Here is a 23,293-nt window from a genome sequence, read left to right as displayed (position 1 = left end):
GAAAAGAAATGATAGAGTTGTTCCAAACATTCATTAAAGTTGTGGAGAGTGGCTCCTTGTCAGAAGCTGCACGCATATTACACACTAATCAGCCGAACATTACAGTGAGAATACAAAAACTTGAGCATCACCTAGGTGTTTCGTTATTTGACCGAGAAGGAAAGAAGCTCATTTTAAATGAAATTGGTAAGAAAACATTTAACCAGGCGAAAAGTTTATATTTAGCATACGATGACTTGATTCAAGACATTCGGCAACATAATAATCCTAATCATGGTCACATTCGAATTGGTGGAGGTTTTCCTGTATTGAACAGTATTTTACCCCCATTCTTACATGATTTTCATAAGGAATTTCCTAATGTCACATATGGTTTACAGATAGGAACATCTGAAGAGATTTATAAACTGGTAGAGCAGTACGAAATAGATTTTGGTTTCATTACAACAACAAAGGAAAGGGAAATGATAGAACATATTGATTTAGGATTAGGAACAAAAATTTTCTTGGTAGTGCCAGAAGGACACCCATATACAAAGAGCACCAACATATCAAAGGAGTTACTTACTGAATTACCTTTTATTACGTTTAAACAATCTTCTAACTACATGAACTTTTTAATTGACTACTTAGGTCAACATGGTGTTGAAATAAAGTCTACTGTTGAGGCTGATCATCTTGAAATTATGGTGAAAATGGTAGAAGAGGGAATGGGGGCGTCATTCCTACCATTAACAGAAAATAAGGAGTATGTAAGGAATAGGAAAGTGACGTGTATGGATATTGATCAGATAGATTTCCCAATTAAATACATACAGTTAATTTATCGGAAGAATCGTTTTATGTCTCCGTCTTTTGAACAATTTATATCGAGTGTAACGAGGTATTCCGCTAGATAGGAACGGACAATTAGTTGTTTATTCATATGAAAAACCTAAACACAGTCTGTGCTTAGGTTTACTTCAAAGCTTATAAGCTAATTTTTGCTGCTCGTTCTTGAAAATCTACGCCTTCATAATACGTATTTTTTACTAATACATTTGGACCTAAGCATTTAACTGCTGGACAATGGCAATTTAAGCTTTTCGCTGTTTTTGTTTCCATCCAACGGTCATATGCTTCAGGTAAGCTTGTTGTTTGTATATTTCCTAATGTCGGTTCATCACCAAAGTCTGTCACGATGATATCGCCATTAAAAATATTTACGTTTAAACGAGAACGTCCATCAGGGTCATTACGGACAGTGACATTCTTTTCGTTATATAATCGCTGAATGAATGCTAGTTCTCGTTCATTAGAGCTACAAGCATAAAAAGGTAAGGTGCCAAATAACATCCATGTATCCTGATTACGATGGTCCAACAGACGGGTGATTGCTTCGCGAATTTCCTGCAGCGAAAGGGTTTCTAAGTTGCTTGCAAAATCAACTGGGTACATAGGATGTATTTCATGCCTCGCACATCCCATTTCTAATACGTGATCATGTATGCTTTCTAGGTAGGGAAAGGTTCGTTTATTAAGCATGGTTTCTGCTGATACCATAACACCTTCTTTTGCTAGGAACTGCGAATTTTCTACCATCCGCTCAAATAGTTTTTTCCTATTTTCCTCGGTAGGTTTTCGGTTCATTCGAGCAAATCCTGTTTCCACGAAATCTGCCACAGTACCCCAGTTATGTGATATATGCAGAACATCTAGGAATGGGATGATTAATTCATAACGGCTATATGGGAGGGTCAAGTTTGAATTTATTTGTGTTCTTACTCCTCGTTCATGAGCGTACTGGAGAAGAGGAACAACGTATTCTTGTACCGACTTTTTAGACATCATCGGTTCTCCACCAGTAATACTTAACGTGCGTAAATTTGGAATGTCATCTAATCGTTTAATAATAAGATCCATTGGCAAAGCTTGGGGATCCTTTGTTTGCAAAGTATACCCAACAGCACAATGTGCACAGCGCATATTGCAAAGAGTAGTAGTAGTAAACTCTACATTAGATAAAGTCATTTTTCCAAAATCCTCTACGTCCATATAGGCTTCCCATGGATCAAAGGTGGGCGTAAGGTGCTGAAGCTTCATTTTTTTGGTCATTTATGAAACTTCCTTTCTCAAAAAATATAAAACCAGAATCTATTCTAACACTAATAAAGGAATATGAATATCGTGCAAAAACTAGATTTTGGAACAATTGAAGAAATTCCCCACTCATTTATTTAATCCTTTATAATAGTTAAAAAGGCATTTTACTTGGGGGCTGGGACAGATGAAGAAAAAGTTATGGATAATAGGTGGCAGTCTAATAGGGATTTTATTAGTAGGACTACTTTTTGCTGGTAATTATTTTTATGGAGAAAGTGTAAAAAGGGGACAAGAAGTAGAATTATATAGGGGATCAGAAGAAGCAAATACTGTTGTTTCTGACGAAGACCCGGCCATTACAGAGGCGAAGGAATGGTACAAAAATCAGACTTTTGAAACGCTAGAATTAACCTCTTATGACGGACTTACTTTAGTAGGGGACTTTATAGCGAACGAACAACCGAATGAAAAAGCGGTTATTCTTGCACATGGCTATCGAGGACATAAAGAACAGATGGACGAATACGTAAAATTTTATTATGAATTAGGTTTTGATGTTTTTATTCCTGATGCTCGTGGACATGGGGAAAGCGAAGGAGATTATATTGGTTATGGGTGGCATGATCGAAAGGATTACCAAGATTGGATACAACTTTTAATAGATGAGAAGGGTGCGAAGAGCATCTTTTTGCATGGTAACTCTATGGGGGCAGCATTAGTTTTAATGACGAGTGGAGAAGATTTGCCACAAGAAGTGAAGGGTATTATTGCAGATAGTGGATACACATCGGTTAAAGAAGAGCTAACTTATCAACTGAAGCATTTGTACGGATTGCCAGCATTCCCGCTTATGGAAATTACAAGTATGATTACGAACTTTAGAGCTGGCTATACGTTTGAAGAAGCATCAGCAATCGAACAAGTAAAAAAGAATACGAGACCTTTATTCATTATTCATGGTGATGCCGATGAACTGGTGCCAACAGAGATGGGGCATGAAATATTTGAGGCCGCAAGTGGGGAAAAAGAGCTGTGGATTGTACCAGATGCAGGTCATACGAAAGCATATACGGTTGCAAAAGAGGAATTTGAACAACGTGTTACAGCTTTTATAGAAAAAGCCTTAAACTAAGTAGCTAACATTCCAATCATTGATAGATTGGAATGTTTTTTTCTATTCCGAAAAATCTATTGTATTTATATATGTAAGCGCATACAATAATTGGTAACGAAGGAATTCTGATTAAAACCTACCATTGTTTCCATTCCATCATACTTCTAAAACTTGATAGTTTTCAACCCACCCTCCCACAATTGTTTACACTTAAATTGGCGTGATGTTATTATCAGAGCTTCCTTCTATGAATGCTTATCTGAATATTTAAAAAACGGAAGGGGAAATGTAAAAATGATGAATACACCACTGACGTTAATTCAAAAGCTTGAGCGTGCTGAGAAGTATTTTTCAAGGAAACAAGTTATTTCTAGAACAGGCGAAAAAATCCACCGACTAACGTATAAGGATGTTGGAAAAAGAACACGAGCATTATCTAGTGGTTTAGCAAGGCTGGGTGTGCAAAAAGGTGACCGTGTTGCAACACTTGCTTGGAATCATCATCGCCATTTAGAAGCGTATTTTGCTGTACCTTGTATGGGTGCTGTTTTACATATGGCGAATTTCCGATTATCTGCTGAACATCTTGTTTATATTCTAAATCATGCAGAAGATAAAGTGTTGTTAATAGATGATAGTATCGTACCAATTGTAGAGCAGATTCAAGACCAACTAGAAACGGTAGAGGCATATGTTGTCATGACCGACGCCAAAGAGCTACCGGAAACTACCTTATCCCCTGTATATTCTTATGAGGATATTGTAATGAAAGGTGATCCGAACTATCAATATGAAGATCAATTTGACGAGAATCAACCTGCTGCAATGTGTTACACATCAGCTACTACCGGAAAACCAAAAGGTGTTGTGTATACACATCGTGGACTCGTTCTTCATAGTATGGCCCTTGGCTTAAGTGATACGTTAGGTTTATCTGAATCAGATGTTCTCATGCCAGTTGTCCCGATGTTTCACGTAAATGCTTGGGGACTTCCTTTTGCTTGCACGTGGTTTGGAACGACCCAAGTACTACCTGGACCTATGTTTACCCCTAAACTTTTAGCGGAGTTAATTGAATCGGAAAAAGTAACGTTAACAGCTGGTGTCCCGACTATTTGGTTGGGCTTAATGAATGAGTTTGAGCAAAATGAATACGACACTAGTACACTGAGAGGAATTGTATGTGGAGGTTCAGCAGCTCCAAGAGGTTTAATTCGTGCTTTCGAATCGAAGTATAATATCCCATTCCTTCATGCTTACGGATTGACGGAGACGACTCCGGTTGTGACGGCAGCAAGACTAAAAAGTTATCAAATGGATCTGCCAGAGGAAGAGAGACTAGATATTCGCTCGAAGCAAGGTATAGTTGTTCCTGGACTAGAAGTAAAAGTCATCAATGATTCCGGAGAAGTGAAACCCGATGGTCAGGAAATGGGTGAATTACTCGTTAGAGGCCCTTGGATTGCCAATGAATATTATAAAGATGAGCGAAGTAAGGATGCGTTCCGTGATGGTTGGTTACACACGGGTGATATTGCGACGATAGATACAGAAGGGAACATTAAACTAGTTGATCGAACAAAGGATTTAGTTAAAAGTGGCGGCGAATGGATTTCTTCTGTTGATTTAGAAAACTTTTTAATGGCACATGAGGGTGTTTTTGAAGCGGCAGTAATAGCTGTTCCTCATCCAAAATGGGTAGAGCGACCTGTTGGGTGTGTTGTCCTTAAAGCGGATTATAAAAATAGTGTAACGAGAGAAGAATTACTCACCTACCTTGGCACGCAATTTCCGAAATGGTGGATTCCAGATGATATTGTTTTTCTGGATGAAATTCCGAAAACTTCTGTCGGGAAGTTTTTGAAACGAAGCTTAAGAGAGCAACTAAAAGATCATTTAGTTGAAAAAGCATAAATAATGGAGAAAAAAGGGCAAAATGAATCGTTTCATTGTTTTGTCCTTTTTCTAATCTTACTTGAATATGCATGAACTAAAAGAACTAAGAGGGGATTATGGATGAGAAGTGTAGTGGAGCTTGTTAATGACATTAAATTTACGGATACAAAATTAGTTAAATATCCAGCAGAATTACACTTGATTGGAAAAGGAAGAAGTGCTGCAGTATTTCAATTAGGTTCCCAACAAAAAGCCGTAAAGGTTTTCTATCCTTCTTTTAAGCATTTGGCTGAAAAAGAAGTGGCTATTTATCAATGCCTAAATAGCTCCGCTTATTATCCTGAAATTTTTGAAGTAGGTCCTAGTTATTTTGTGATGGAATTATTTACGGGCTTAACCTTATATGAATGCTTAAATAAAGGAATTGAAATAACGCCAAGGATGATTGAAGAGGTTGACCATGCGTTAGAGTTTGCCAAATCAAAAGGTTTAAATCCTTCTGACATACACTTGAGAAATATCATTTTAACGGAAAGTAATGAAATAAAAATAATAGATGTGGTTCGTTTTACTCAAGATAAGACTTGTTACCAATGGAGAGACTTAAAAAATGCCTATCTTCACTACTATCAATTAAAATACTTCCCTAAAAAATACCCAAAATTTCTTATGGAACTAATCATTCGCTTGTATCGTTTTCGAATTTTACCCATTCACTCTAAATAATGATCTAATACATATTTTTTTCCGAATCGTTAAAACTATGCATATAGAAGTATGACTTCTGATAAAGATATCGAAAAGAAAAGAGGTATCTCATGGGTAGAAGAAATAAAATACTCGTACCAGAAGCAAGAGAAGGTTTAGACCAATTAAAAGCGAAGGTCACTAATTCCCAAAGTCCTGAAAATGCCAAATACGAAGTTGCTGATGAGCAAGGAATTCCATTAAATGACGGATACAATGGAAATATTAGGGCAAAGGATGCAGGGAAAATTGGTGGAAATATTGGTGGTAACATGGTTCGAGAAATGATAAAAATGGCACAACAGGAAATGAATAAAAAGCAATGAAAAGATTATAAAATGCAGATAAAAGAGTTTGCTTAAAAGTAAAAACCAGATTGCATGTTTCTGGCTATTCTTTTAAGTTAAACTCTTTTTTTTGATATCAAATCAAATCTACTCTATGAGATATAGAAAAAACTTTTCTACTAAAAAAATATAAGAAGAGTAATAAATGGTAAATGTCTGAAATATATTGTTGTAACGTTTAGGTAATAAAAAGGAAACATTAGGGGGGAGAAACTTGTCAGATGTGTTATTAGAACTGAATAATCTTCACACACACTTTTTTACAGACGATGGGGAAATTCCGGCAGTTGATGGCGTGAGCTTTCATGTCCGAAAAGGCGAAGTGGTAGGAATAGTCGGTGAATCTGGCTGTGGTAAAAGTGTAACCTCATTATCTATTATGCAGTTAATTCCTAGTCCTCCTGGAAAAATTGTAGATGGTGAAATTAATTTTAAAGGTGAGAACATAGCGAAAGCCTCTAAGAAGCAAATGAGAAAAATTAGAGGAAATGAAATAGCGATGATTTTTCAAGAACCTATGACCTCGTTAAATCCCCTTTATTCGATAGGCAACCAGATAGGAGAAGCCATTTTACTTCATGAAAAGGTAAATAAAAAAGAAGCAAGACAAAAATCTATAAATCTATTGAAGCTTGTAGGAATTCCAAGAGCAGAAGCAGTAGTAGACGAATATCCACATCAGCTATCTGGAGGTATGAGACAAAGAGTGATGATTGCAATGGCGATGGCTTGTGATCCAGAACTACTTATTGCAGACGAACCTACTACCGCTTTGGACGTGACGATTCAGGCTCAAATTTTAGATTTAATGCGAAATCTAAATAAAGAAAAGGAAACCGCGATTCTATTAATAACGCATGACTTAGGTGTTGTTGCGGAAATTTGCGAACGCGTAGTTGTAATGTATGCAGGAAAGGTAGTGGAAGAAGGAACAGCTAAAGAAATTTTAAAGGACCCAAAACACCCCTACACGCAAGGCCTCATTCGATCCCTGCCTAAAATACATGAAAAGGAACAAAAGCTATATTCCATACCAGGAACTGTCCCAAAGCCTGGCAAAGGAAAAATTGGATGCCGATTTGCTCCGCGTTGTGAATATGCTTTTGACCGCTGTTTTCAAGAAGATCCAAAGCTTCTCTCCATTGGAAATGAGAGATATACACGATGTTTTCTTTATGAAGAAAACGTAGGGAGTGAGAACGACCATGCCAAATCCAATTCTTGAAGTAAATGGACTAAAAAAATATTTTGATCTTAAAGGTGGAGTGTTTGGGCGGAAGGTAGGAGAGGTGAAAGCTGTTGATGATGTTTCCTTTACGGTAATGGAAGGGGAGATATTAGGCATCGTTGGAGAATCAGGTTGTGGGAAATCGACAACAGGAAAATCGATATTACGCCTCATAGAACCAACTGCTGGAGAAGTGAAATTTGAAGATAAAGACATTACCAACCTAAATACAGAGGAAATGCGAAAGTTAAGAAGAGATATGCAAATCATCTTTCAAGATCCATATGCTTCCCTTAATCCAAGGCATACGGTGGAAAAAATAATAGGTGAACCTTTATTGGTGCACGGTGTAAAAAGTAAGGAAGAAAGAAAAAAACGAATTAAGGAGCTTCTGGAAGTGGTTGGATTAAGTCCCTATCATGCTTCTAGATATCCTCATCAATTCAGTGGTGGACAAAGACAAAGAATAGGAATTGCAAGAGCACTTGCCAACAATCCAAAACTAATCATTTGTGATGAACCTGTTTCAGCATTAGATGTTTCTGTACAATCACAAATCCTAAATTTAATGCAGGATTTACGAGATCGGTTTAACCTTACATACGTGTTTATTGCTCATGACTTAAGTGTTGTTAAGCATATAAGTGACCGCGTTGGCGTTATGTATTTAGGGCGTATGGTTGAAATGGCTAATAAGGATGAACTTTATGATAACCCAAAACATCCTTATACCCAAGCTCTTTTATCAGCGGTCCCAGTGCCTGATCCAGATGCAGAGAAAGATAGAATCATTCTAGAAGGTGATGTCCCAAGTCCTTCTAATCCACCGAGTGGCTGTGCTTTCCATACCCGTTGTCCTCGAGCCATGGATATTTGTAAAGAGGTTAGACCGAAGTTTGAAGAACAGGAAAATAATCATTTTGTCGCTTGTCATTTATATGAATAGAGAAACGAGCGATTAGGATGATTATCATATAATTTTAAAAAAATAGGGGGAAAAGGTATGAAGCTTAATTTAAAGTTTTCGTTTTTACTCACACTCATGTTAGCCTTCATTTTAGTTTTAGCTGCATGTAGTGGTGACGGTTCAGCAAATCCTGATGATGGAGAGGATCAAGACCAAACAGAGGATGATAACACAGATGATACAACAGATGAAGGGGAAGATGATGCTAGTGATGAGGAGCAAATTCTAGTATTTGCTCGTGGTGGTGACTCAGAAAGTTTAGATAACCCTAGTACAACAGACGGCGAATCTTCTCGGGTAACGAAGCAAATTTTTGAGAGTTTACTAAATTTTGATAAAGAGTCTTTTGAACTTACGCCAGGACTCGCTCATGATTGGGAATCAAACGATGAAGGTACTGTATATACGTTCTATTTAGAAGAGGGCGTCACATTCCATGATGGGACTCCTTTTAATGCGGAAGCAGTAAAAATTAATTTTGAACGTTGGGCAGACCCAGAGCATAAATATGCTTTCACAGAAGAGGGCTATACGTATCCGATTTATGGCACGTTGTTTGGTGGATATAAAGGCGACGAGGGTCATGTCATTGAGGAAGTTAATGTGATTGACGAGCATACGGTTGAATTTGTTCTAAATCGTCCATTAGGTTATTTCCTACAAAACATGGGAATGCAATACTTTGCGATTACATCTCCGGCAGCATTAGAGGAATACGGGCCAACCATTAATGAAAATCCGGTTGGAACTGGTCCATTCAAATTTGTTAGCTGGAGTAAAGACGATTCTATTGTTTTAGAAAAGTTTGAGGATTATCGTATTGAAGGGTTACCAAAACTTGATCAAGTTATTTTCCAGGTAATACCTGACAATGCTGCTCGTTTAATTGCGCTTCGCTCAGGCGATATCGATATCATGGATGGCTTGAATCCAGATGATGCAGCTGGTGTTGAATCTGATGAAAACTTAGATTTATATACTCGTGCAGCGAACAATTTTGGTTACCTAGGCATGAACGTATCAAAGGCACCATTAGATAATAAGTTAGTTCGACAAGCAATTAACCATGCTGTTAACAGAGAGGCAATTGCGGAGGCCTTATATGCGGGTTACGCTATTCCAGCAACAAACCCACTACCTCCTGGATATCTTGGATACAATGATGAATTGGAAGGTTATGAATATGATCCAGATCGTGCAAAAGAATTGTTAGCTGAGGCAGGTTATGAGGGTGGACTTGAAATTGACTTATGGACAATGCCTGTAGCAAGACCTTATATGCCAGATCCAGAAACAGTAGCGGAAATTATCCAAAATGACTTAGCTCAAGTTGGTATAACTGCAAACATTGTTCGAGAAGAATGGGCTCCATACTTAGAGAAGACAGCAAATGGTGAACAAGAACTATTTATGCTAGGTTGGTCAGGTACAAATGGTGATCCAGACTACTTCCTAGGAAGTCTGTTACATGGGGATTCCATTGGTGGAGGAAACCGCTCTTTCTATAGCAATGATCAAGTAAACGAATTGTTAGATCAAGCAAAGGTCTCCATTGATCAAGAGGAACGTGCGGAGCTTTATAAAGAAGCACAACGATTAATTTTGGAAGATTCGCCAATGGTTACATTAGTTCACTCTACACCAGTTCTAGCAGCTAGAAATACAGTTAAAAATTATGTTCCACATCCATCTACAAGTGAATCTCTAGCTGAAGTGGAATTAAGTAATTAAAAATCACCTTAGAGGGTAGTAGAGATTTACCTCTACTACCTTCTTTTTTACTTTAACTAGTTTACGTTGTCTAAAAATAGTAGAGTGGCTCCAAACAAAGGAAGTGAGGTGAAAACATGTTTGCCTATACGATTAGAAGAATTTTAATGCTTATCCCAGTCTTAATCGGGATGACGATTATTACCTTTTCTATCGTTCATTTAATTCCAGGAAATCCAGCTCAAGTTATTTTAGGAGAAAATGCCACAGAAGAGCAAGTGGAGGCGCTTGAAGAATCAATGGGATTAAATGAACCATATATCGTACAATATGGGCTTTATGTTAAAGATCTTTTACAAGGAGATTTAGGCACATCCTTAAAAACCAAATCAGAAATTTCAAGTGAAATATGGCCTTATATAGCCGCCACTTTTGAGCTCACCTTTTTTGCGATGCTCTTTGCAGTTTTCATTGGGGTGAATGCTGGGATTATTAGTGCTTGGAGGCAAAATTCTTGGTTTGATTTTTTGGCCATGCTGTTTGCATTAGTTGGGGTTTCTATGCCAATCTTTTGGTTAGCATTAATGGAGCAATGGTTGTTTGCTCAAGAATTAGGTTGGTTTCCTGCTTACGGAAGACAGGACAGTAAAGACCCAATTGCTGCCATTACACACTTTTATGTCCTAGATTCCTTCATTCATTTAGATTTTCCTCGGGTAATTACGTCGTTAAAGCATTTAGTTTTACCAAGCATTGCACTTGGAACAATACCGATGGCCATTATTGCAAGGATGACCCGCTCCAGTATGCTGGAGGTTATGAAATCTGATTACATTAGAACGGTAAGAGCGAAAGGTGCAGGGCAATTTTTAGTTGTTTATAAGCACGCATTACGAAATGCATTAATTCCAGTAATAACAGTTATTGGTCTTCAAACAGGAGTTTTATTAGGTGGAGCAATTTTAACGGAGACTATATTTAGTTGGCCAGGTATTGGTCGATATGTTTTTGATGCGATAAGTTTCCGAGATTATCCTGTTATTCAATCTGGAATATTAATCATTGCGTTTATTTTTGTCATTATTAACTTAATTGTTGATTTGTTGTACTCAGCAATAGATCCAAGGATAAAATACTAGGGGGGATGAGTGGTGAATGTAGAAAACAAAAAGCAATTTTCAAATAAGAAATTAACAAACCCTTCCCCGAACAGCCCTAAACCTAATTCGGAAGAAGTAAAGGCGATCTCACCTTGGAGAGATGCAATGAGGCAACTACGAAAAAATCATTTTGCACTTGCTGGGTTTGTCATAATTGTGTTTTTTATTTTGCTTGGCCTAGTTGCTCCTTTGCTAACTCCTTTTGCTTTTGATGAACAAGATATTATTAATCGATTACAACCACCTTCTGCAGAACATTGGTTAGGAACGGATCACTTAGGAAGAGATATTTTCACTAGAATTGCTTATGGAGCCAGGATATCACTACAAGTAGGATTTTTTGCGGTAACAGGCGCATTAGTCGTAGGGTCGATTTTAGGGATTGTTGCAGGTTATTTTGGTCGTTGGATTGATATGCTCATTTCCCGTATTTTTGATATATTATTAGCTTTTCCGAGTATATTACTAGCTATCGCAGTCGTTGCTATTTTAGGGGCTTCTTTGGAAAATGCATTAATAGCAATTGCGATTATTAATATACCAATATTTGGGCGTCTCGTACGTTCGAAAGTAATTAGCTTACGGGAAGAAGAGTATATAATGGCCGCCAAAGCACAAGGAATGAAAAATGGACGAATCATATTACATCACATTTTACCGAACAGTACAGCCCCGATTATTGTTCAAGCAACATTAGGTTTTGGTACGGCTATTTTGGAAGCAGCTGCATTAGGCTTTTTAGGATTAGGGGCTCAACCACCTGATCCGGAGTGGGGGAAAATGCTAGCAGATGCAAGAGATTTCATCCAATTAGCCCCTTGGACACTAATTGTACCAGGAGTTGCTATTATGTTAGTGGTTCTTGGCTTTAACTTAATTGGGGATGGGTTAAGGGATGCACTTGATCCAAAGATGAAAAATTAGATAGTACTCTATAGAAGCGTCGAGATAGTCGCATATTGTATGAGGCCTAAGTTATGTCGCAGTTTCATTAAAATAAGATTTAAAGGAACAAGTTCATTCCTGTATACAAAAATAGGGGGTGTCGAAAAAGTTAACTAGACTTTTCCGACAGCCCCTTCATTATTGGTTCTCCGTATTTAAGTTGTATTTTATAAAGTTCCTTCATTAATTCATACCCAACTACAGGTGCAGCATCCTCATATACAGGTTTTATTGCCTCACGCCATAGTCTTTTTTGCTCTTGATTTAGCGTATGAATTTCTATACTTTTTAGCTGTTTTAGATTTCTACTATGTTGGTCATTCATTTCAATAGAATGACGACTTACCCATTCTGTCGTTTCTTGTAATGATTTCTTAATGACTTCCTGAATTTCAGGTTGTAGTCCTTCCCAAAACTCTGTATTAATAAGCACCACATATCCAAGATAACCATGATTACTCATTGTTAAGTATTTTTGTTTTTGATAAAACTTTTTCGTATATATGTTTGATAATGTATTTTCTTGTCCGTTTATAAAATTAACTTCAAGATTCTTATATGTTTTATTAAATGGTAGGGTACTAGTACTTGCTTCAAACGCCTCAAACTGTGCATCAATAACTGGGCTTGGCATAATTCTAAAATGTAATCGACTAAAGTCAGAAGGATATTTGATAGGATGAGCATTATTTGTTATTTGTTTATATCCGTTGTACCAAAATGCTAATCCAGTCACATTGGAGCCTTTTAGTTCCTTCAATAGAGAATGACCAATTGGACCCTCGTAAGCATCCTGGACTGCCTGATAGGAGGGGAAGGCGAAAGGAAGATCAAGTACCTGCCATTTCGGATAATAGGCAGAAAGCTTTGAAGTAGCAGGTGCAATCATTTGTACATTTCCTTTATTAATTGCTTCCCACTCATCATTATCATTATATAGGACTCCATTAGAATGAATTTCTACTTTTACTTTTCCGTCTGTCCGCTCCTCCACCATTCTAGCAAAGCGATGTGCTGCCATTCCTTTTGGAGTGTTCTCTGCAACGACGTGACTAAATTTAATGACGATTTCATCTTTAATGCCCTCTTGTTCATCATCATATTCATAGGATCTAACCATTTCACTTATATCAAATCCAAAAAAAATTGCTGTAACGATACCTGTTAAGATAAATAGAGTTATAGTCGTAACAGTTTTCAAGGATTTCCCCTCCAGTAACAGGAACGTTTTCAATAGTGTAACATAGAAGATTAACTAATGGTACAATAGGCTTAACTGGAACGGGAAGGACGATTTGCATGTCGCTAAAGCGTATGCCTATTCGATGGAAGATTACCATTCTATCATCTGGAGTTGTGTTATTTTCTATATTAGTTATTATGATAATTTATATTGGAAACACGATTGAATCCAAAAAGGAAGAGCTGAGTGATCATGCGATGATTACTGGTCGAACGGTCGCAAATCTTCCGGGCATTATACAAAATATTAGTCTATCAGAAGGATGGAATACGATTAATCCTATAGTGGAAAGGATCAGGACGGTTAATAACGCAAATTATATCGTCGTGTTAAACATGAATCGAATCCGCTTTTCCCATCCAAATGACAAAATGCTTGGAACGATTTCTTCCGGTAGAGATGAAGGTCCTGCATTTGCTGAGCATAGCTATGTGACAACAGCTAAAGGTGAACTTGGAAAGGTTGTAAGAGCATTTGTTCCAATTATGGATGAAAAACACGAGCAAATTGGAGTAGTCATTGTTGGAAATGTGCTACCCTCACCCACCGACATCCTTTTAGATACAAAAGAAGAAATATTCCTTATATTATTTCTAACAATAGTATTTGGCATAATAGGTTCTTGGTTATTGGCTCATCATATAAAAGAACAGACGTATCAGCTTGAGCCGCATGAAATTGTTCAATTATTAGTGGAACGAACGGCTATTTTCCAAGCCATGAATGAAGGAATCATTGCAGTTGATCGGGATAATAAAATCATTATTTTTAATGAGAAAGCAAAGAAGATATTAGGAGTAGAAGGAAATATAATTGGAATAGATGCAAATACAATAGTGAAGGAAATAGAGCTCTCTTTTGTGATTGAAAAAGGAAGAGAGGTTTATAATGAAGAAATAAGAATAGGTGATAAGCTCATCATGAGTAGCCGAGTGCCTATTTTAGTGGACCAAGAGGTAATTGGGGCAGTAGTAGTTTTTCAAGATCGAACAGAAGTTACCCAAATGGCTGAAGAACTAACAGGCGTTAAAGCGTTTGTTGACGCTTTACGTGTCCAAAATCACGAGCATATGAATAAACTTCATACAATAGCAGGTTTAATACAATTAAATCAGAATAAAAAAGCGCTAAATTTTGTGTTTGAAACTACTGAGAGACAAGAGGAGTTATTGAAATTTTTAGGTAAAGGAATGAGAGATTATAGTATTGCAGGCTTATTAATAAGTAAGATTAGCCGTGGAAGAGAGCTTGGAATAGAGGTAAGTATAGACGAATATAGCCAGCTCAAGCAATACCCAATGCTGTTGGATCAGCATGACTTTGTTTTACTATTAGGAAACTTAATAGAAAATGCGTTTGATTCCTTTGATCAAGTCGAACGTGAGGAAAAATGGATCGATATTTTAATCGAACAAAATAATACCTACTGCAAGGTTATAGTAGAGGACAACGGTATTGGATTAAAAGAGGATGAGAAAAAAAGAATATTTGAAAAAGGATTTACAACAAAGGGAGAAAAAGGATCTGGTATTGGTCTTTATCTAGTAAATAAAGTAATCGAAAAAGGCATGGGAGAAGTAGAAGTTATCTCCTATTATGGAGAAGGGACAAGCTTTATCATAACCTTTCCAATGACTCATGAAATGAGGGAGTATGGGGATGCATAAGATTAAAGTGCTTTTAATCGAAGACGATCCTATGGTATTAGAAGTAAATCGTCAATTTATCGAGCGAGTAGAAGGTTTTCAAATTATAGACACAGCGAAAAACGGAATGGAAGGCTTACAAAAAGCGAAAGAGCAAAAACCGGATTTAATCATTCTCGATATCTTTATGCCAGAGCAAGATGGTATTGATACATTAAAAGCTGTGCGAGCGGAGCAATTAGATGTAGATATCATTGTCATAACGGCTGCCAATGATAAAGCTACAATTAAAACGATGCTCCAAAATGGGGCTCTTGACTACATCGTTAAACCATTTCAATTTGAAAGACTGCAACAGGCACTCCAGCATTATTATACCTATCGAAATAATTTTAAAGGTGAAGGTGAGTTAGAACAACAGCACATCGATGCCCTTATCCCATCCTTATCATCCAATATCAAGATAGACAATCAACAGGAAATAAATGCCCTTCCGAAAGGGTTAAATGAACAAACTTTGAAACAGATCGTCCTATTTTTAATTCAGCAGGAAGGCTCTGTATCTGCAGAAGAAACAGCAGGAGGAATAGGAATTGCACGTGTAACAGCAAGAAGATACTTAGATTTTTTGCAAAAAACAGGAAAAGTTGATATGGATATTCAATATGGCGGAGTAGGTAGACCAATAAATAGATATATCATTTCCGACAAATCTTCCTAACAAATATAATGTAACGACCCACTTCTCTTATGATTTGGGTCTCTTTTAATCTCATATGTTTTTTGTTTAGATAAGACTATGGTATTGAAAATTTGTTCATTTACGTGTATTGAATGATGCACCCTCTTCCAATATGATATCTACTATTTATGCTTTCGATCTTACTTGACCAAAAAGACCAAAATGTCCAATATGTTCAAAATGTTTTCAAAATTGTCTGAAAGCGTTAACATCATCAATAGTAAGAATATTTAAACTATAATAATAGGGGGATATATATGACGAAACGTTTATGGTTTGTTTTGATGCTAGCTTTCATGATGATTTTAGCTGCTTGTGGAGGTAATGAAGCAGGAGGAGAAGGTTCTGGGGGTTCAGGTGAAGGAGATTCTACATCACTAGTATTTGGAACGGGTGGTACTTCTGGTACTTACTATCCAATCGGTGGTGCACTTAAGCCGATTTTTGAAGAAAGTGAAAGTGTTGGAAATGTCACTGTTGAATCAACAGGTGCTTCGGTTGCGAACATTCAAAACATAGAAGATGGTCTGAATCAATTAGCAATTGTTATGAGTGATGTAGCTTATGATGCAGTAAATGCAACAGGACAATTTGAGGATGGGAAAGTTGACGTTCAAGCATTAGCAGGAATGTATCAAAACGTCGTACAGGTAGTTGCGCTTGAAAGTAGTGGCATAACTTCGGTAGAAGATTTAGCAGGTAAAAAGGTTGGAGTAGGTAAAGTAGGGTCTGGTGTTGAGCAAAGTGCGAAGAAAGTACTTGAATCTGTTGGACTTACTTATGACGATTTAGAAAAAGTAACACATACTGGTTATGCTGATAGTGTGCAAGAAATGAAAAATGGTAACTTAGATGCAGCCTTCTTTACATCAGGTGTCCCAAATAGCAACATAACAGACTTGATGCAACAAAATGATGTTGTTTTTGTAGAAATCAAAGGGGATGTTGCGGATAAGTTAATGGAGATGTATCCATTCTATAAGCCATTTACGATTCCAGCTGGTGATGAAGCTAAATACAATTTAGAACAAGAAGTACAAACAGTTGGTATTCAAAACATGATCATTGTTTCTGCTGATTTAAGTGAAGATCTAGTATATGACTTAACGAAACGTTATTACGATTATTTAGGAACTGATGCTGTAGCAGTATCAGCTCTAACACAGCTAGCAAGGGATGAAATAGCCAAAGGTTTAATAGCTCCGCTTCATCCAGGGGCTAAGAAGTTTTATGAAGAACAAGGAATACTAGAATAATAAAAGGATAAAGGGTACCAACCTCGGTACCCTTTCTTTTAAAAATGAAAACAAAATTATTAATAATTTTAACCATAATTGGTTTGGGATTCCTACTGTTCATACCTGTAAATGTGCTGACAATGACAGTGGATGGAAAAGAATATTCTCTTGATTTTCTCCAAAAAAATGAGACCTTTTCTATTCGATGGGTTCACTCCGTTGAAAAAGAGGAGTGGGAGGAATTTTTTTACGTTAATGATGATGAAATATTTATTCAGTCTACAAGATTTAAAACCTTTGGTGCAGGGGTTCCAAATAATGTAGGAGAAGACTCCTACATTAAAGATGGTTGGGTATACATGGTAGATATTAATCGAAGTATTGGGGAAGTGTTTGTGGTTCGTACTGGAAAGGAAACGAAACACCGCTTTATCCTTGGTGAAAAGGAAGTAGAACTTGATGAACAAGAAGCGGCCTTTCATATTCAACCTATGAGGCTGCCTTTTATAAAGGCAATGATTTTTACATTTAAAACTTATACAAACAACTAGAAAGAGGTGAACAAATGAAACCAAATAAACATGCAGAGGCTGATTATGACAGAGAAAGCAATGTGCGATTTGGAATTCCTAAGTATGTTTCTCTATTCATTTCCGTGTTAGCAATTGGGTTATCTTTATTTCATTTATATACATCCTACGCGGGCTCGTTAGTTGATATACAGCAAAGAAGTATTCATTTATATACATTAATGACGCTAGGGTTTTTACTCTATCCCTTTTTGAGAAAAAGCTCGAAACAGGGAATTCCAATCTATGATTATATAACAGCAGGGTTATCTTTGTTTGTAGGAATTTATATGCTCGTTACTGCTGAAAGAATTATAGAATCAGGTGGCCAAATAAATGATACAGATTTTTATGTAGGTATTCTGGTCATTCTATTGTTATTTGATATTACACGGCGGGTAACAGGCTGGGGATTAGCCACCTTAGGCTTAGGCTTTTTATTATATGGTTTTTATGTCAAGCTATCGATTTATCCAGATTTAACATCGCCTATTTTGATGAATGTATCCAAGCAAATTGTTTCTCAACTTGTATTTATAACAGAAGGAGTCCTAGGTACAGCAATCGGTGTTTCCGCAAGCTATATTATTCTGTTCATTCTGTTCGGAGCATTTTTAAGTCGCTCGGGGATGGGACAGCTTTTTAATGATTTAGCTTTAGCGGTTGCTGGTCATACGAAAGGTGGCCCAGCAAAGGTAGCTGTTATTGCAAGTGGATTCTTAGGCTCTATTAATGGTTCTGCAATTGCCAACGTTGTTACAACAGGTGCATTTACGATTCCACTCATGAAAAAAATTGGCTATAAAAAAGACTTTGCTGGTGCAGTAGAGTCAGCCGCAAGTGTTGGGGGACAAATTCTACCTCCAATTATGGGGGCTGCGGCCTTCATTATGGCTGAAAACCTAGCTGTTCCGTATACGAAGATTATTTTAGCTGGTATTATTCCTGCTTTACTTTTTTATATTGGTATTTTATTGCAAGTACATTTTCGTGCTTCCAAACGAGGATTAGAAGGATTACCTAAAAGCGAGTTGCCATCTTTAAGGCAAGTGCTTGTTGAACGTGGGCATTTAATGCTCCCAATGTTGTTTTTGTTATACTTGTTGTTTTCGGGAAAAACACCATTTTATGCAGCGTTTTGGTCCATTATGGCAACAGTGATGATTTCTGGTGCTAAGCGTATTCTACCAATTATGACTGCTTTATCCCTATTTTTGATTTTTCAACCACAAGTGACAGCTCTTATTTCAGGAGAAGCAATGCCTGCTGTAAGAAGTGACTGGTGGGAGCTTCTATTAATTGTTGCCATTCCACTTGGAATTAATTTGTGGAGGAAGAAATTAAAAATAGAAGCAGAAGAGATGGATATTAAGGATTGCTTAAACGCGTTAGAAGACGGTGCGAAAACAACAGTTCCAGTAGCAATTGCCTGTGGTGCTGTTGGAATTGTAGTGGGGATTGCCTCTCTGACAGGGGTAGCACTAGAAATAGCAAGTAGTATCGTTAGTATTGGTGGTTTAGTAGAAAGTGATCTCATTCAGCTAATCATCACACTTTTCTTAACGATGATTACATCTATTATTCTTGGAATGGGTCTACCTAGTATTCCAACTTATATTATTACGAGTACAATGGCTGCACCTATATTACTTCAACTTCCGTTGTTCACTGAACTTGCTGGATCAACAGAAGTAGCTATTTTTGTTGCTCATATGTTTGTTTTCTATTTTGGTATATTTGCCAATATTACACCTCCTGTAGCACTGGCTGCCTTTGCGGGAGCCGGAATTGCAGGTGGAAATCCGAATAAAACTGGTTTCCAAGCAATGAAATTAGCGATAGCAGGGTTTATAGTTCCATTTATGTTTGTGTTTTCACACGAAATGTTAATGATAGATGCAACAATATTAAATATTCTTGTTATAACAATTACCTCTATTGTAGGTGTCCTATTGTTATCCGTTATGACAGAAGGTTATTTATTTCAAAAAGTTCCTGGTTGGTTAAGAATTGTTTCTGGAGCTGCTGCTTTACTCTTAATCTATCCAGGCTTGATTACAGATTTAATTGGTGCTTCCGTGTTTATCCTCTTATTAGTTACAAATTGGCGAAAGAAAGAGGAAATATCAGAAGGACCATCGATTACAACGAACTAAATGAAGATGGGAGTGTATTTAAAGGAGCTACAGTGAGTAATATTACTTTAGTAAGCCTTTGAATAGGCTCCTATTTTCCTTTTAAGGGAAAGATATAGTAAGATTTGCTAACATAATATTTAATTGGGTAGTTTTACACCCGTTAATAAATAAGGTAAAAAATTTAAACTTTGCCAGAGAGGAATGAAGGAAATGGACTTAGAACTTAGAGGGAAATCAATTGTTATAACTGCAGGGAGTAAAGGGTTGGGGAAAGCAACTGCTTTAGAATTTGCACAGGAAGGTGCCCATGTTCTTCTATCAAGCAGAAATGAGGAAGAGTTAAAGAAAGTAAAAGCAGAAATTCAAGAGGTTACTGGAAATGAACATATTCAATATGTTGTTTGTGACATGATGAAGCCAGATCATATTAAGAAGCTTATGGAGCACGCAGTGAGTTGGAATGGAACAATTGATGTTTTAATAAATAATGCTGGTGGACCACCTACAGGAAATTTTGAAAAATTTGGAGATGAAGATTGGCAACGTGCTTTTGAATTAAATTTATTAAGTTTTATTCGAACGATTAGAGAGGCATTACCACATATGAAAAAACAAAATAGGGGTCGAATAGTTAATTTTGCTTCTTCGTCTATCAAGCAAACATTAGATAATCTTATTTTATCCAACACATTTCGAGCAGGTATTGTAGGTTTATCGAAAAGTCTTTCTCAAGAACTGGCTGAACACAATATTCTCATTAATACAGTGGGACCCGGACGAATTGCTACTGATCGAGTAGCAGAATTAGATGAAATACGAGCAGGCAAATTAGGGACAACAGTAGATGAGGTAAGGGCCCAAGCTGAAAGGTCTATTCCAATAGGTAGATACGGAGAGCCTGGGGAATTTGCTAAAACGGTTGTCTTTCTTGCTTCTGGGGCCAACACTTATTTGACTGGACAATCTATTGTAATTGATGGTGGACTAGTAAAAGCACTTTAATGAGAAAGCTGGACAAGAGAAACCCTTTTGTCCAGCTTTTTAGGTAGTAGGATCTTCTCATTTTCCTTCACTAGTTATGTGGTGCCTGCTACCACTCTGAAATGGTTCGTTTAAATAATGTGTTCTACTTCAATCCAGCCTCGAACACTATTAACAAACCAAATTTGATCGAATTTAGGAAGATCCTTTTTTAACAGTATTTTCTCTTGAATTATTTTTTTATCCAACAGGGACTGACGGAAGGTTCCTGCTAATAATCCACTTTTTACTGGAGGAGTGTACAGTTTTCCATCTATTGCTACAACGAGATTCCCAGTTATAAATTCTGTAAGTTCCTCGCGTTCATTCCATAATAAGGCGGAATAAGCATTAGAGGGCATACCTTCCATATGCTTATTATAAAATTCTCTGTAGGTTGTTTTATGATATAGAAAAGGATTTTGCATATCTACTGGAATTTTAGAAATAGTGCAAACAACAGTCTTTTCCGCTTGTTTTACGTCTTGTGATTCCAACATCAGTTCCCCAGATTCACTCACTAATAATCTTATTTTATATAATTTATGTGCATTCTGATTAGCGAATGTTTCCAATTGAACTTTTACTTTTTCAATCTTTAACGGAAACTGAAAATATTTCGCTGAATCTTCAAGTCGTTTCAGATGATAGGCAAGTAAAGGATATTTTCCATTCTCTAATCGAAGGGATTCTAGTAATTGAAATACAGGGCGGTTTGCAGTAAGTAATTTCGCTTTCGTCAATAGCTCTTCATATTCTCCTTCTACTGTTGAGTCCCACGTTATACCACCACCAACTCCGTAGACTGCTTGGTTTGTTTCTGTATCAATTAAAACGGTTCGAATGGGGACATTAAAAACAGCCTCTCGATTAGGTTTTATATAACCTATTGCCCCACAATATACATTTCTGGCTGACGATTCTAAATTAGCGATATACTTCATCGTACTAATTTTGGGGGCACCAGTAATCGAACCACATGGAAACAGTGCTTGAAACCAATCATAGACAGAGAGATTATCTTCCAGATCGGCTTCAATAGTCGAAGTCATTTGATGAACTGTCGGATATGTTTCGACTTCAAATAGCTTTGGAACCTGAACTGTACCAGTCTTCGCAATTCTTCCAATATCATTACGAAGGAGGTCAACAATCATTAAGTTTTCTGCGCGTTCTTTTTCCGATAGTTGCAATCGATTTGCTAATTCATTATCACTTTGTAATGTGAAGCCTCTTTGTGCTGTTCCTTTCATCGGTTTTGTCGTAATTCTTCCGTCCTTAACTCGGAAAAATAATTCAGGAGATGCCGATAAAATACGAAATCTTCCTGTGTTTAAATAGGCACTATAAGAAGAAGCCTGGTTTTGTTTGAGTTGTTCATAAAATAACCGATCGTTACCTGAAAAATGAGCGTGAAGACGGGACGTAAAGTTAACCTGGTATGTGAAGCCTTCTTCAATAGCTTCTTTTATTTTTTTCAAACTTTGTTCATAGTTCTTGATATTCGTTTCAGACTTCCAATTGGATATTTCGTATTTATCTTCTGTCGTTGTTTTAGAAGTGTGACTTGGATGGTCAAAGATCCCGAACCACACTAGTGGAATCGCGGTTTTATTATTCACTTGAAAGGCAGGGTCAAAAGCTGGGGCTGCTTCGTAAGATACATAACCAGCAACATGGAAGTTATTATTTAATGCTTTTTCTACCTGTTTGAAAATGTCAGGAATTTCTTCTACTTTGTCTGTTTGCAAAATGTGAATGGGATCAGCAAAAGATAACGATTGTTCCTGACCGTCCTCGTTAGCAAAGTCAAATATTAGATGAGGTTTCATAAATGTCTTCATTCCTCCTCTTTCCTTCTTGCCAGTTTATTGCTAGCTGATAGCAATTAACAAGCATTTCATATCCAAACTCCGTCAATATGGATTCCGGATGAAATTGAATCCCGTAAATAGGTAAGGTACGATGGGTAATCGCCATTACTGCTCCATCCTCTGATAATGCCGTCGTTTCTAGTTCTTTTGGGAGTTCAGTAGCAATTAAAGAGTGATAACGAGTTACTTTGGAAGGACTAGGAATACCTCTAAAAAGTCCAACTCCATTGTGTTCAATCGTTGTCACCTTTCCATGCATCGGCTGCTTTCCTTTTTTTATTTTCCCACCAAAAAATTCTACTATTGTTTGATGGCCTAAACACACTCCTAAAATGGGGATACTTCGTTGGAACGTGTGTAGTATATCTTTGCAAATTCCAGAATCAGCCGGAGTACCTGGTCCTGGAGAAAAAACAATCAGATCTGGATTTATCTGCTTCAATTCTTCCATCGTAATATCGGTATTTCGATAAACTTGAACTTTCGTATCTATTTTTTTAAAATACTGGACTAGATTAAAGGTAAAGGAATCATAATTATCTATGATGACGATCATTTTTTTACACCTCGTTTAAGCATTCTTTACCCATTATAACCTTAGTGATGCATTGGAAAAAAGCTACCTTT

20 protein-coding genes are annotated in these 23,293 nt (G+C 37.0%); 16 read left to right on the top strand and 4 right to left on the bottom strand.

Going from position 1 to position 23,293, the window contains the following annotated elements; genetic code table 11:
- Window positions 1-8: 8 nt before the first annotated feature.
- Window positions 9-899, top strand: coding sequence for a LysR family transcriptional regulator (locus HNQ94_RS09730; RefSeq protein ID WP_174496110.1), 891 nt, complete (start codon window positions 9-11; stop codon window positions 897-899).
- A gap of 70 nt (window positions 900-969) precedes the next feature.
- On the opposite strand, the gene yfkAB is transcribed toward HNQ94_RS09730, so the two are convergent.
- Window positions 970-2,094, bottom strand: coding sequence for a radical SAM/CxCxxxxC motif protein YfkAB (gene yfkAB / locus HNQ94_RS09725; RefSeq protein WP_174496111.1), 1,125 nt, complete (start codon window positions 2,092-2,094; stop codon window positions 970-972).
- Between the two features lie 172 nt (window positions 2,095-2,266).
- On the opposite strand from yfkAB, the gene HNQ94_RS09720 reads away from it, so the two are divergent.
- The 9 genes from HNQ94_RS09720 (at window position 2,267) to nikC (ending at window position 12,175) form a co-directional block, all read left to right on the top strand.
- Entirely contained in the window at window positions 2,267-3,214 is a 948-nt protein-coding gene (locus HNQ94_RS09720; RefSeq protein ID WP_174496112.1) for an alpha/beta hydrolase, read from the top strand.
- A gap of 276 nt (window positions 3,215-3,490) precedes the next feature.
- Window positions 3,491-5,110: a long-chain fatty acid--CoA ligase gene (locus HNQ94_RS09715; RefSeq protein WP_174496113.1), complete on the top strand. Its 1,620-nt coding sequence runs from the start codon at window positions 3,491-3,493 to the stop codon at window positions 5,108-5,110.
- Window positions 5,111-5,212: 102 nt separating this feature from the next.
- On the top strand, window positions 5,213-5,818 hold the full coding sequence (locus HNQ94_RS09710) for a serine/threonine-protein kinase (RefSeq protein ID WP_174496114.1): 606 nt from the start codon (window positions 5,213-5,215) through the stop codon (window positions 5,816-5,818).
- Between the two features lie 92 nt (window positions 5,819-5,910).
- Entirely contained in the window at window positions 5,911-6,165 is a 255-nt protein-coding gene (locus HNQ94_RS09705) for an alpha/beta-type small acid-soluble spore protein (RefSeq protein ID WP_174496115.1), read from the top strand.
- Window positions 6,166-6,400: 235 nt separating this feature from the next.
- Window positions 6,401-7,411 (top strand): ABC transporter ATP-binding protein, encoded by a 1,011-nt coding sequence (locus HNQ94_RS09700; RefSeq protein ID WP_174496116.1) that lies wholly within the window; start codon window positions 6,401-6,403, stop codon window positions 7,409-7,411.
- Window positions 7,392-8,360 carry an ABC transporter ATP-binding protein gene (locus tag HNQ94_RS09695; protein WP_174496117.1) on the top strand — a complete coding sequence of 323 codons (969 nt, stop codon included), beginning with the start codon at window positions 7,392-7,394 and terminating at the stop codon, window positions 8,358-8,360. Before HNQ94_RS09700 ends, HNQ94_RS09695 begins: the two co-directional genes overlap by 20 nt.
- A 57-nt stretch (window positions 8,361-8,417) precedes the next feature.
- Window positions 8,418-10,112: an ABC transporter substrate-binding protein gene (locus HNQ94_RS09690; protein ID WP_174496118.1), complete on the top strand. Its 1,695-nt coding sequence runs from the start codon at window positions 8,418-8,420 to the stop codon at window positions 10,110-10,112.
- A 116-nt stretch (window positions 10,113-10,228) separates the two neighbouring features.
- Entirely contained in the window at window positions 10,229-11,230 is a 1,002-nt protein-coding gene (locus tag HNQ94_RS09685) for an ABC transporter permease (RefSeq protein WP_174496119.1), read from the top strand.
- A gap of 12 nt (window positions 11,231-11,242) precedes the next feature.
- Window positions 11,243-12,175 (top strand): nickel transporter permease, encoded by a 933-nt coding sequence (nikC, locus tag HNQ94_RS09680; RefSeq protein ID WP_174496120.1) that lies wholly within the window; start codon window positions 11,243-11,245, stop codon window positions 12,173-12,175.
- A gap of 130 nt (window positions 12,176-12,305) precedes the next feature.
- Here nikC and HNQ94_RS09675 read toward each other — a convergent pair whose 3' ends face one another.
- Window positions 12,306-13,397 carry a DctP family TRAP transporter solute-binding subunit gene (locus HNQ94_RS09675; protein WP_246199981.1) on the bottom strand — a complete coding sequence of 364 codons (1,092 nt, stop codon included), beginning with the start codon at window positions 13,395-13,397 and terminating at the stop codon, window positions 12,306-12,308.
- Between the two features lie 98 nt (window positions 13,398-13,495).
- On the opposite strand from HNQ94_RS09675, the gene HNQ94_RS09670 reads away from it, so the two are divergent.
- The 6 genes from HNQ94_RS09670 to HNQ94_RS09645 all read left to right on the top strand — a co-directional run bounded on the left by HNQ94_RS09670 (window position 13,496) and on the right by HNQ94_RS09645 (window position 20,774).
- Window positions 13,496-15,106, top strand: coding sequence for an ATP-binding protein (locus HNQ94_RS09670; RefSeq protein ID WP_174496121.1), 1,611 nt, complete (start codon window positions 13,496-13,498; stop codon window positions 15,104-15,106).
- On the top strand, window positions 15,093-15,806 hold the full coding sequence (locus HNQ94_RS09665) for a response regulator (RefSeq protein ID WP_174496122.1): 714 nt from the start codon (window positions 15,093-15,095) through the stop codon (window positions 15,804-15,806). The genes HNQ94_RS09670 and HNQ94_RS09665 overlap by 14 nt, the downstream gene beginning before the upstream one ends.
- Before the next feature lie 278 nt (window positions 15,807-16,084).
- Window positions 16,085-17,083 (top strand): TAXI family TRAP transporter solute-binding subunit, encoded by a 999-nt coding sequence (locus HNQ94_RS09660; protein WP_174496123.1) that lies wholly within the window; start codon window positions 16,085-16,087, stop codon window positions 17,081-17,083.
- Between the two features lie 122 nt (window positions 17,084-17,205).
- On the top strand, window positions 17,206-17,616 hold the full coding sequence (locus HNQ94_RS09655) for a DUF1850 domain-containing protein (protein ID WP_174496124.1): 411 nt from the start codon (window positions 17,206-17,208) through the stop codon (window positions 17,614-17,616).
- 14 nt (window positions 17,617-17,630) lie between these two features.
- A complete protein-coding gene (locus HNQ94_RS09650; RefSeq protein WP_174496125.1) occupies window positions 17,631-19,790 on the top strand; it encodes a TRAP transporter permease in 2,160 nt (719 codons plus the stop codon).
- A 192-nt stretch (window positions 19,791-19,982) separates the two neighbouring features.
- Window positions 19,983-20,774 carry an SDR family oxidoreductase gene (locus HNQ94_RS09645; RefSeq protein WP_174496126.1) on the top strand — a complete coding sequence of 264 codons (792 nt, stop codon included), beginning with the start codon at window positions 19,983-19,985 and terminating at the stop codon, window positions 20,772-20,774.
- A gap of 110 nt (window positions 20,775-20,884) precedes the next feature.
- On the opposite strand, the gene pabB is transcribed toward HNQ94_RS09645, so the two are convergent.
- Together pabB and HNQ94_RS09635 are read right to left on the bottom strand one after the other, a co-directional pair.
- Complete coding sequence (gene pabB / locus HNQ94_RS09640) at window positions 20,885-22,624, bottom strand: aminodeoxychorismate synthase component I (RefSeq protein ID WP_246199982.1); 1,740 nt, start codon at window positions 22,622-22,624, stop codon at window positions 20,885-20,887.
- A complete protein-coding gene (locus HNQ94_RS09635; protein WP_174496128.1) occupies window positions 22,602-23,222 on the bottom strand; it encodes an anthranilate synthase component II in 621 nt (206 codons plus the stop codon). Before HNQ94_RS09635 ends, pabB begins: the two co-directional genes overlap by 23 nt.
- Window positions 23,223-23,293 lie beyond the last annotated feature (71 nt).

Origin of the sequence: Salirhabdus euzebyi (assembly GCF_014207435.1) — a bacterium.
Classification (GTDB): domain Bacteria; phylum Bacillota; class Bacilli; order Bacillales; family Alkalibacillaceae; genus Salirhabdus; species Salirhabdus euzebyi.
This window is presented reverse-complemented; position numbering and strand designations above follow the sequence as displayed.